The 12074-nt window shown below is 41.5% G+C and carries 8 protein-coding genes; 6 read left to right on the top strand and 2 right to left on the bottom strand.

Annotated features, from left to right (window positions below):
* The first annotated feature begins 11 nt into the window (after window positions 1–11).
* Window positions 12–668, top strand: coding sequence for a lysoplasmalogenase family protein (locus CRN97_RS14350; RefSeq protein ID WP_097077238.1), 657 nt, complete (start codon window positions 12–14; stop codon window positions 666–668).
* Here CRN97_RS14350 and CRN97_RS13485 read toward each other — a convergent pair.
* Window positions 654–3203: a hypothetical protein gene (locus CRN97_RS13485; RefSeq protein ID WP_097077237.1), complete on the bottom strand. Its 2550-nt coding sequence runs from the start codon at window positions 3201–3203 to the stop codon at window positions 654–656. The two genes, CRN97_RS14350 and CRN97_RS13485, sit on opposite strands and share 15 nt — an antisense overlap.
* A 199-nt stretch (window positions 3204–3402) precedes the next feature.
* On the opposite strand from CRN97_RS13485, the gene CRN97_RS13480 reads away from it, so the two are divergent.
* Window positions 3403–5595 carry an LTA synthase family protein gene (locus tag CRN97_RS13480; protein ID WP_097077236.1) on the top strand — a complete coding sequence of 731 codons (2193 nt, stop codon included), beginning with the start codon at window positions 3403–3405 and terminating at the stop codon, window positions 5593–5595.
* Window positions 5596–5635: 40 nt separating this feature from the next.
* Here the strand turns inward: CRN97_RS13480 and CRN97_RS13475 are convergent, their stop codons facing one another.
* The gene (locus CRN97_RS13475; RefSeq protein ID WP_179670762.1) at window positions 5636–6463 is read right to left on the bottom strand and encodes an AraC family transcriptional regulator; all 828 of its coding nucleotides are present in this window, start codon (window positions 6461–6463) and stop codon (window positions 5636–5638) included.
* A 113-nt stretch (window positions 6464–6576) separates the two neighbouring features.
* On the opposite strand from CRN97_RS13475, the gene CRN97_RS13470 reads away from it, so the two are divergent.
* The 4 genes from CRN97_RS13470 (at window position 6577) to CRN97_RS13455 (ending at window position 12016) form a co-directional block, all read left to right on the top strand.
* Window positions 6577–8790 carry an alpha-galactosidase gene (locus CRN97_RS13470; RefSeq protein ID WP_097077234.1) on the top strand — a complete coding sequence of 738 codons (2214 nt, stop codon included), beginning with the start codon at window positions 6577–6579 and terminating at the stop codon, window positions 8788–8790.
* Between the two features lie 94 nt (window positions 8791–8884).
* Window positions 8885–10201 (top strand): ABC transporter substrate-binding protein, encoded by a 1317-nt coding sequence (locus CRN97_RS13465; RefSeq protein ID WP_097077233.1) that lies wholly within the window; start codon window positions 8885–8887, stop codon window positions 10199–10201.
* Between the two features lie 87 nt (window positions 10202–10288).
* Entirely contained in the window at window positions 10289–11179 is an 891-nt protein-coding gene (locus CRN97_RS13460; protein ID WP_097077232.1) for a carbohydrate ABC transporter permease, read from the top strand.
* Between the two features lie 15 nt (window positions 11180–11194).
* Window positions 11195–12016: a carbohydrate ABC transporter permease gene (locus CRN97_RS13455; protein ID WP_044939063.1), complete on the top strand. Its 822-nt coding sequence runs from the start codon at window positions 11195–11197 to the stop codon at window positions 12014–12016.
* Window positions 12017–12074 lie beyond the last annotated feature (58 nt).

Here is a 12074-nt window from a genome sequence, read left to right as displayed (position 1 = left end):
GGGTGAAAAATATGATAATAGAAACTATTATTTATGTAGCACTTATAATTGCATTATTTGCTGTATGTGATAATAGATTTTCAAGGAGATACTATGTCCCATTAAAGGTGATCTGTAGTATCTCCTTTTTGGTTATTCTATTTATCAATCAGTGGTATTCGGAAAGATTAGGGTTGCTTCTGTGGGCCCTATTAGCCTGTTTTATAGGCGATTTAATGATGGGCCTATACAACACCTATAGTCGCAAACAAGCCATGGAAATCGGCATTATAGCCTTTATGCTGGGCCATGTAGGACTGCTTAATTATATGTGCCGAATCTCCGTAGGTACAAATGTGCTTGTGTACATCGTGCCAGTCATTCCTTGTCTGATATTAGTTGGCATGTCAAAGTGGTGTCACCTCCATATGGGCAGCCTTTTCGTGCCATGCATAATCTACTGCTACTTCGTATCTACAATGACTTTAAAGGCCCTTGAATGCGGCCTCAACGGCACACCAATCCTTGGCATAGCTGGAATGCTGTTCCTGTTCAGCGACTTCACTATATTATTCCTATATTTTTACCATTATAAAAACCGCAACAACAAGCGGTTGGTTCACTATGTGAATCTAGGCACTTATTATGCTGCGGTTTTATTATTCATATATAGTTTACTGTATGTATGACACAAATACATTTCCAAAGGATTCAAAATAGTCACTAGCTTCGGTTAGTGACATTTTTTGATTTTGGCTTGTCATAGGATCGAAGTATATGATGGAGCTTGCATCGTATCCTACAATAAGTACTGCGGTGTCATCACCGGTGTATGCGTACACTGGTGTGCCAAGGTTTACATAGTAGAGAACTTGGCTAAGCGACAATCCTGTTAAATCAAGAATATCGTAATCCTTCAACGTCTTTGAAAGCACCGAAATAGGTGTTTCTCCTGATTCTAACAGTGTGTGCACCTGCACATTTTCTCCAGCCTGAACAAGCATAGCTGAAAGGGCTCTGGCGCTGCCGGAAGCCTCCGAATCACTAGAACCAACAGCGATTCCTGTGATTGCATTCTGATATGACTTGCGGCCTCGTTTCCACACGTATTTAGGTGTGTTATCAAGCACGATACCCATGTTTTCATCGGCCTCAGTAATGGCGCGATTCAAATCGTCGGTGGCCAGTGAAACCTTGCTGCCTACATATACAAAGTATTGTGTAGAGCTTGTGGCAGAGGCAACAGAGATTGAGTGGCTGCCATCGGCAAGTACCAGGCCAGGCACATCGTAATCAACCTTGCCAAGCTTTTCGTCTTCCTCCAGCTCAGCCATGGTGAGAACAACAACCTGTTCCTTGGAATCATCGGCCATTGTGCTAACATCAACGGCTTTGTTTTGCTCACCAGCACTATTCTTGATGGTGTCCCCATCAGCGGAGGTGATAATGCCCTCAGAATCTATCTGAATACGGTCCAGATAAATGGTGTAGGACTCGATTGAAACATCTGTAATGTAGTACCCGCGCTTTTGATATGTCATCAGCTCACGTCCTGAGCCAGAAGAGATATCTGCGATTGTCAGCTTGTACATTGGATAAACAGTAGAGCCGGCACCGTCGATAGTGATATCGTTTTCATTTAAAGTACCGTAAATCAAATCGTCATCCAAAAAGGCCAGTGGCTTTAAGAGCTGTCCTTTGCTTGCTGTAATATCATAGGAATTTCCAGTCTCCAAATCCATGATGTGGATTGAATCTGACATATCCTCCTGATCCATCCAAGCCAGGTATCTGCGGGATGCAGACACAGCGTATTGAGCATCATCAAGGCCTGTCATCAGCTCCTTGGTAGTAAGCTCGTTTAAGTTCATATATAGAAGAGTTCCATTTACCATGATGTAGAACTGGTTGTCAGCTGTCTCGTACAAAAGCTCCGAGAAATTGGCGTTCAAAATCTGGTAAGAGCTTGTAGAGGTGATGAACACCTGCTCGCTGGAAGTATCTTCGATTGCATCGTAGTGGTAAAGGTTGATACCACATTCGCCTTCGTGGCTGCCGGAATTCATGTATCCATAAACAACATAGTCCATAGTACCGGATTCATCGATGTTTAGTAGAAGAATCTGGTGTTGGTTGTAAATAGAACGGCTATCAGTAGGGTCGTCCACAAAGCTGAAAATCTGCTTTAGTGTACGGTCAGTCTGATTGTATTCGTAAAGTGAACCGTTTTGCACAAATGAAACGATGGTACCTGTTTCATTTGACATGTACTGCAAATCAGGATCAGTGATGCCGATGTTTAGCACATTTTGACTAAATGAAACTGACTTATCATCCAAAATTTGCTCCATTGTCCTGTAGTAAGAAAGCAGGTACAATCTGTCGGAAGTATAGCGGATTCTGAAATCCTCTACACATGTGTAGTACTCAGATTTACCAGAGTTATCTCTATTTAATAGGTAAGTGAATGTGAGGCTGATGTAGTTGCTGCTGATATCAGTGAGAGCTGTATTTACATCACCAACCTGTGTGCCGTCAAATCCACCGTAGGAAATCTGAGCAAGATTTGAATTGATAGTAACGTGGTTTAAATCCTCGGAAGCAGAGGAGGAAGGCTCGATATATGTAGCCAAATCCGATGCATCCTCTGAAAGAGCTGTATTGTGGAAATACTGAGCAAAATCAAGTATCTCTTCCTCGTTACATCCCTCTGGCTGCATGATTCTAGTGTAGTAGTAGATTTCCTGGTCGCCGCTTGTGATTGTAAGAATAAGAAGATATTCTTCGTTCTTCTCAATCAGGTTTTCAGCCTGGAAGCTAGCCTTGAGAAGGCCTTCCTCAGATGTAAATTCAAGCTGGTTATTCGAAATGTTTCGCTGAGTATCCAAAGAGCGTATCTCGTATGATAATCCATCTACATCATAGTCCTTGGAATCCACTGTGATAGACACATTACGCTTGGAATCCAAAGGAATAATAGCGTCTCGCATGTAGGCTGGGTCCATCTCGGTTACATAGCCGTGAAGCTCTGTAGTTGCATCACCTAAATAATCTATGGTGACAGTAGGCAACGTAGGAGAGGACTGGGCCAAAACCTCCTGTGGCTCGCTGATATTTGTGACTACCTCGAAAAACACCACTGAAACCACAAAAACAACCAATAAAATGGCCAATCGCTTAAGGATTTCTGTAGGGATGCCCTTCTTATAGAATTGTAACTTCATATATTCTCGCTTTCTTGATTAAATATCTTTTAAGTGTTATAATCCGTTGGAATTTTGATTTTAAGATATTCAGATGTCCTATCTTTAATAAGAAATGATTTTCTTTGATAGGCTCTGAATATTTAACATTTTATCACTATTTTTTCATACTGTCTTGATTAAATTAGATTAGATGTTATTTGTGCTAATCGGAGGATTCATGAAAAGATTTTTTTCAAAAATAAAGTCCGGCTTTGTATGGCTGGGAAAGAACATAAAAAAGCCATTTATCAAGCTGGCTAACTCAAAGGCTGTTCAGTCTTATCTAGGAAGTAAATTCCATAAAACATGGTTGATGTTGTGGGATAAATACTCATTCTGGATGCACATTCCACTATCGATGCTCCTGATATTTGTTATGGAGTGGATGTCCCGTCATTCATTCACAGAGGCATGGGGCTTCGTAGTTAATCACACAGGACCTTACCTATTCAATTCATATTGTATATTCGTAGCACTTTCAATTGTGTTCCTTAGTAAGAGACGTGGTTGGTGGCGAGTATTCATCAGCATGATTTTTATAATTCTTGGTATTATAAATTGCGTCATTCTGTTGAACCGTGTTTCACCATTCGGCTACACTGATTTATATATGATCAGCGACTTGCTGACAATGCAGGATTCCAACTACTTCTCGCCACAGGAAGCTATGATTGCAATCACAGCCTTGGTAATCTACATAATCATCATGATTATCTATTTGAAAAAAGGCAAGAAAAAGCAGAACGGCAAGCCATTCTGGCAGAGATTGATACTTGTGGTGGCCCTTTGGGTTTCCCTTTATCCATCCACATTGCTTCTTAGAAACTCAGGAATCATGACATCCTACTTCGGCAACCTTGCCCAGGGATATTTGGATTACGGTTATTTATATGGCTTCTCTACTTCGGTTCTTGACCGTGGTATGAACCGCCCATTCGGTTATTCAAAGAGCAAAATCGAAAGTATCGTTGATGAAGATTCTGCTTATGTAAGCACACTTGAGATTCCATCTGAGGACGACTCACAGCCAAACATCGTTGTTATCTTGCTTGAGTCATTCTACGATGTATCAGAGGCAGATTTTATCGAGACAAGTGAGGACCCAATTCCTTACATTCACTACCTTGAGCAGAACTATTCTACAGGCCACTGTATCGTACCTGTAGTTGGTGCCGGCACATGTAACTCTGAGTTCGAAGTTCTTACAGGACTTAGCTGCAACTTCTTCGGCCCAGGTGAGTACCCACAGAAGACCATCCTTAAGGAGACAGATGTTGAGAGCTACGCTGATGTTCTTTCAGAAGATGGCTACAGCACTCACGTTGTCCACAACAATGGTGGTAACTTCTATTCAAGAGCAAACGCATTCTCCATGATGGGATTTGATACATTCACATCTAAGGAGCTTTTAGATATTACAGATTACACTCCACTTGGAAACTGGCCTACAGACGACATCCTTATTGATGGTACTCTCGACGCCATGGATGCCACACCAGAGAGCGATTTCGTTTACACAATCACAGTTGAAGGCCACGGCGCTTACCCAACTTACCAGGTTGAGGAAGATCCAGTTATCAAGGTCAACGCAGTAGGCAAGACAGAAGAAGAAAACTGGGCTTGGGAATATTACATCAACCGTATCTACAACGTAGATGATTTTATTAAGCAGTACATCGAGGCACTTGATGCCAGAGGTGAGGATACACTTGTTATCATGTTTGGTGACCACCTTCCAACTATGGGTCTTACAAACGATGAGGTTGCCACAGGTGACCTTTACAAGACAAAGTACTTCACATGGAACAACTTCGGTATGGAAAAGGTCGACGAGGATTTAGCATCATACCAGCTTGTATCAGAGTTCTTAAACAGACTCAACATTCACAACGGAAACATCAACGCTTACCATCAGACAGCAATGGCTGAGGGCAAGGAGCGTGGAACCAGCGAATACATGAATGACTTACGTATGCTTCAGTACGATATCATGTACGGAGATCGTTACACATACGAAGTTGGCACAGAGTACGGCCCTTCAGACTTAATCATGGGTGTAAATGATGTCACAATCGACAGCGCATACTTCTTCAACGGAAGGCTGCACATCTATGGTGATGAGTTTACCAAGTGGTCTAAGGTATATGTAAATGACGAACAGGTTTCAACTAAATACGAATCTGGACAGGTCCTTTCAATAAAGGCTTCTGACGTTAAAAACGGCGATGTAATCAAGGTTTGCCAGGTAGGTAGTTCAAACACCATCTTCCGCGAATCAAATGAGTACACCGTATTCGATCCGAACTATGTAGAGGAAGAAGAGGAAGCAGAATTAGAAGAATCTGAAACATCAGAAGATGCAGATGAATAAAAATAAGGTCGCAAGGCATTAAGCTTTGCGACCTTTGTTTTTATGTGTGATTGCTGCGATATTCGCTAGGCGATAGATTGCTGTATCTTTTGAATGCCTTTGAAAAAGTGAAGGAGTCGGAATACCCTACATTAAAGGCAATGGTATTGACGCTTTCATTTGATTTTAAAAGCATTTCAGAGGCCTTTTTCATGCGGTAGGTGGCCAGGTAGGATTGAGGTGTGTAGCCGGTGGCATGTTTGAACACACGGGTCAAATAACTTCTGTTTAATCCACAGGCATTGGCGATGTCTTCCACATTGATAGGCTCGGAATATTTCAGTCTGATATATCTGATGGCGTTTTTTACATAGGCAAGGCGAGGGTCCACCTCAGTGGCTTCTGTCTTGGTGCTGGACAGTTTTGATATGCAGCTAAACATCTGATAAACCATAGCGTAGCAGTAGCATTCGTTGTCATAATTATCGTATATACGATTTATATATTCTACAATTTCACTGGCATCTCCATTTGGAGTAAAGATTGGCTGCTCCAGAGAAATTCCTGCTGAATTAAAAAGCTCTGTAACACGAGGACCATCCACGTGTATCCAGGTGTACTCCCAAGGGTCATTGGAATCCGCTTCATAATAGGCTTTCACCTTGGCCGGAATCAGGAAGCCTTGGCCTGTATGAATCTCATATTTCTTATCATTCATATACAGATATCCCACACCAGAAATTACATAGTGAAAGATAGTTCTTGTGCGGACGATTGGCCCATAATTATAGTGTGGTTCACATTTATATCGGCCTACCTCAAAAAGATAAAAATCATTCGAAGTTGTAATGTCTACAAATCGGCATTTATCTACGCCTCTAATTTCCATACGATTCTCCCAAATGTCACATAGTGACATGAACATGAATAATTGGAACATCTTAATTGTTCTACGTAATCAATATAATGATTATAGCAAAAAAGAAGGGCAAAGGAGAGAATATGGGAATAATTTTTAATGAGCAGGAAAACCAATTTCATATATTTAATAAAGCATTAAGCTATGTGATTGGAATATGTGAGGATGGAGACATTGGCCAGCTGTATTTTGGAAAGCCAATACATACAGAACAAAGATTGCAGGATTATCAATCATTTGGAATCAGACCTTTATGCTGTAACGAAAAGGATGATGAGAAATACACCAAGGAGCTGGCCCTTTTGGAGTACCCAGCCTTTGGCGATGGAGATTTTGGATCAAGCGCATATGAAGTGCTTCAGGAGAATGGATCTAGAGTCACAAAGTTTACCTACCAGTTTCATAGAATCTACAAGGGCAAGGCGTCAATCCCAGGCCTTCCAGCCACATACACAAATGAGGATGATGAGGCAGAGTCATTAGAGATAGTTTGCAGAGATTTGATATCTGGTCTTGAAGTGACTTTGTACTACACAGTTTGGGAGAATTACTCTGCTATTTGCCGCCATACAAAGCTAAAGAATACTGGAGACAAGAAGCTAAAGCTTGAGCAGGCACTTAGCTGCAATGTGGATTTTCCAGATACCAGCTTCACATGGCTTCAGTTTGAAGGTGCATGGGGAAGAGAGCGCAGCCCAAAGGAAAGAGATATATCATCAGGCATCACTGCCATCGAAAGCCTTCGTGGCCATTCCAGCGCAAACTATAATCCATTTGTAATTATCAAAAGAAAGAATGCAGATGATTTTCAGGGGGAGGCCTTTGGATTCAATCTGGTATACAGCGGAAACTATATTGCAAAGGCACAGGCTGACACTTTTGGAAAACTTAGATTCAATATGGGAATCAATCCAAAGTGGTTTCAGTGGCCACTTGAGCCTGGGGAAGAGTTTAATACTCCAGAGGTCATTATTACCTACACTTCAAATGGTCTCAATGATTTAAGCCAAAACATACATAGGCTCATGAACAACAACCTGGTGAGAAGCGCCTATAAAAACAAGCCACGCCCAATTCTTCTCAACAACTGGGAAGCTACAGAGATGGATTTCGATGAGGAAAAAATCCTTAAGATTGCCAGAAAAGGAAAGGAAGCAGGTGTAGAGCTTTTCGTCCTTGATGATGGCTGGTTTGGAAAGAGAAATGACGATTTTGCAGGCTTGGGAGACTGGTACGTAAATACCGATAAGCTTCCAGATGGCATCAGCGGATTATCAAAAAAGATAAATGATCTTGGATTAAAATTCGGCCTTTGGATTGAGCCGGAGATGGTAAACGAGGATTCCGATATGTACTGCCAGCATCCTGATTGGGTACTTGCAGCACCATACCGACCACGCACATTAGGCCGCCATCAGATGGTTTTGGATTATTCAAAGCCAGAGGTTGTAGACAACATCTACAATCAGCTTTACGAAGTGATTTCAAACGCCAGCATCGACTATATCAAGTGGGATATGAACCGCTCAATTACTGAGTGCTACAGCCAGGATGTGGCTAAAGGAAGACAGGGCATGACATATCACAAATATATCATGGGCGTGTACAGCCTTTATGAGAGATTGAGAAAGGCATTCCCACATATCCTGTTTGAATCATGCGCCAGCGGTGGTGCCAGATTCGACGCAGGTATGCTTTACTATGCTCCACAGGCTTGGTGTTCAGATGACACAGATGGACATGAGAGAGTGAAAATCCAGTACGGCACAAGCTACGGCTATCCTGTGTCAATGGTTGGCTCACACGTATCTGCATCCCCAAATCTGCAGACACATCGCGATATGACCATAGACGATAGAGCTAATGTGGCTTACTATGGCACATTTGGATACGAGCTTGATTTAAACGAAATATCTGCAGAGGAATTCGAGAGAGTCAAAGAGCAGATTAAGTTTATGAAGGAGTACCGTGAGCTGTTCCAGTATGGAAATTATTATCGTCTACAGTCTCCATTCGAAAACAATATCTCAGCATGGATGGTTGTTTCAGATGATAGACAAACAGCAATCGTTACCACACATAAAACAGAAAATATTCCAAACTGGGGAATAGAACGAATAAAGCTTCAGGGGTTAAATCCAGATATCGTATATACGATAAATGATAAGGATGATATTTATGGTGACTATTTGATGAATGCCGGAATTTCCCTTATGAACAAGGAGAGAAACTGGTATGAGAGCGATGGAGACTACACAACTCACATGTATATCCTAAAAGGGAAAGTCACAAAATGACATCTTTTGGAATAATTAATCCATATAAAGATGTGCTAAAGAAAGTTAATATGAATTTATAATAAAAATCGGCAAGACCGAAAGGGAGGTTATTATGAAGGTAAAGAAAGTGACTAGTTTATTGCTTGCCTCATTAATGGCAATGTCTATGATGGCATGTGGTGGCTCTGGGGAAAGCACATCAGATGCAGCAGCAGACAGCGGTGATGCAGCAGCAACAGAGATGAAGGGCAGCGTAGAAGGCGAACTTACAGTTTCTATTTGGGATGAAAACCAGAGAGCTGGTTTACAGGAAATCATTGATGAGTGGTCAGAGCAGTCTGGCGTAAAGGCTACTATCCAGGTAGTTGGTTGGGATGATTATTGGACACTTCTTGAGGCAGGCGCTTCAGGCGGTGAGCTTCCAGATGTATTCTGGATGCATTCAAACCAGGCACAGAAATACATGGAAAATGACATGCTCATGGATTTGACAGACAAGATTGAAGCTAGCGACAAGATTGACATGGCAAATTACTACGAAGGTATCGTTGATCTTTATCAGTCAGGTGGCAAGCAGTACGCAGTTCCAAAGGATATCGATACAATCGCTCTCTGGTACAACAAAACAATCTTTGACGAGATGGGCGTTGATTATCCAGATGACACATGGACATGGGATACATTCGTAGATGCAGCAGCAAAGCTTACAAACGATGAGCACTGGGGATATGCAATTGCACCTTCAAACAACCAGGACTCATTCTACAACGCAGTATATTCAATGGGTGGAGAAATCATCAGCGATGACAAGAAGTCTTCAGGCTATGACAACCCTAACACAATCAAGGCAATTCAGATGTATGTAGATATGATTCAGGACGGCTCTTGCCCAGACCTTAACACAATCTCAGAATCTGCAGCAGATGTACTTTTCGAGTCAGGAAAGGTTGCAATGGTAACACAGGGTTCTTGGATGGTATCAGCTTTCAAGGACAACGAATACACAGCAGCAAACTGTGATGTAGCAGTTCTTCCAAAGGATGCAACAACAGGTAAGAGAGTTTCTATTTACAACGGACTTGGCTGGGCAGCATCAGCAAACACAAAGAATCCAGATGCAGCATGGTCACTTATCGAATGGCTTGGTTCTAAGGAAATGCAGGAGAAGCAGGCAGAGCTTGGTGTAACAATGTCAGCATACGAAGGATGCTCAGACCTTTGGGTTAACTGCACAGATGTATTCGACTTAAGCGGACATATGGATATGCTTGATGCAGACTTAGTATTCCGTCCATATTCAAAGTACACAACAGTTTGGGAAGATATGCAGACAGAAAAGCTTAAAGAAGCTTGGACAGGCGAAAAGGACGTAGAAACAGTTTGTCAGGAAATTTGTGACAGCATGAATCAGACCCTCAGTGAGGAATAACTTCTTCTTTATTATTGTTTAAATTGCAGATAAAGGTGCAGTAGTCCATACTGCACCTTGTCTGTCTTAAAGCAGGAGACTATTGTTATGAATAAAAAAAGAGTTACAAAGCGCGAAAGAAGCGAATTTATTTGGGGATGGCTTTTCATTGCTCCAACAATGATAGGGCTAATCATTCTAAACATCATTCCAATTTTTCAAACTATATATCAGAGCTTTTTCAAAACAGGTGATTTCGGAAAAGGAAATATTTTTGTAGGGCTCGGTAATTATCAAAGGGTTTTCTCAGATACTGAAGTATGGCAGGCATTATGGAACACAATTAAATATGCAGTAGTTGAGGTACCAATCTCTATCATTATTTCGTTAGTATTAGCTGTATTTTTAAATGGGAAAATAAAAGGTAGAAGTGCCTTTAGAACCATCTTTTTCCTGCCAATGGTTGCGGCTCCAGCAGCAATCGCTATGGTGTGGAGATGGTTATATAATTCTGAATTTGGACTATTGAATCATATCTTGCCAGGAAAGACCAACTGGATTTCAAATCCAGACATTGCAATCTATTCAATTGCAATCATCGGTATCTGGTCAATCATCGGCTACAATATGGTTTTGTTTTTGGCAGGCTTGCAGGAAGTTCCAAGAGACTACTATGAGGCTGCATCTATAGATGGAGCAAATGGAATTCAGCAGTTTTTCAGCCTTACAGTTCCACTTATTTCTCCAACAATTTTCTTCGTATTGGTTACAAGAGTTATTGCAGCTATGCAGGTATTCGACGTTATCTACATGGTAATCGACAATAACAATCCTGCACTGTTTAAAACGCAGTCACTTGTAAGCTTGTTCTACAAATACTCATTTACACAGGGCAACAAGGGCTACGGAGCAACAGTTGTGGTAGTGCTTCTTGTAGTAATTATGCTTTTGACTGTATTGCAGATGGTTGGTCAAAAGAAGTGGGTTCACTACAACTAATGTGAGGTGAGAAAAATGGGACGTAAAAATAAAATAATTATTTATATAATTCTAATAATCATGTCATTTATAATGCTGGTGCCATTTGCATGGATGGTGCTTACAGCATTCAAGACAGTTGGCGAATCTACTCAGATGGATCCATTCGTAATCTTTCCGTCAAAGCTTCGGGTAGAAAACTTTGTAAAAGTTCTTCATAACGTAAACTTTGGAAGACTGTATTTCAATACAATAATGATGATTGCCCTTCGAGTTTTGTGTGCAGTTCTCACAGCCACACTTGCAGGATATGCCTTTGCCAGACTTCAGTTTAAGGGCAGGGATTTCATGTTTGGCTTGGTTCTTTTCCAGATGATGATTCCATCTCAGATTTTTATCATTCCACAGTACGTAATGGTAAGTAAGCTTGGCTGGACCAACTCACTGCTAGGACTTTTATTCCCAGGTTTGGTATCAGCCTTTGGAACCTTCCTTCTTCGCCAGGCCTACATGGGCTTACCAAAGGAACTGGAGGAAGCGGCCCGACTGGATGGCTGCAACATTGGACAAACCTTCCTCTTCATCATGGCTCCTCTTACAAAATCAGCCATGGTAGCCCTTGGAATCTTTACAGCAGTATTTGCTTACAAGGATTTGATGTGGCCAATGATTGTTTGTCCAGATACAAACAAAACAACCCTTGCAAGTGCACTTTCAAAGATGCAAGGACAGTTCTCTTCAAACTATCCAGAACTTATGGCAGCAGCATTAATCGCATGCCTCCCAATGATTGTTCTTTATGTCATTTTCCAGAAGCAATTCATCGAAGGTATTGCTACATCCGGTGGAAAGCTTTAATAAAACCCAAATACATGAAAGGAAGCCCAAGCATATGCTTGGGCTTCTTTTGCGTGAA

This window comes from Pseudobutyrivibrio ruminis DSM 9787 (assembly GCF_900218035.1).
GTDB lineage: Bacteria > Bacillota > Clostridia > Lachnospirales > Lachnospiraceae > Pseudobutyrivibrio > Pseudobutyrivibrio ruminis.
The sequence above is the reverse complement of the archived record's forward strand: the minus strand, read 5'-3'. Positions and strand labels throughout refer to the sequence as shown.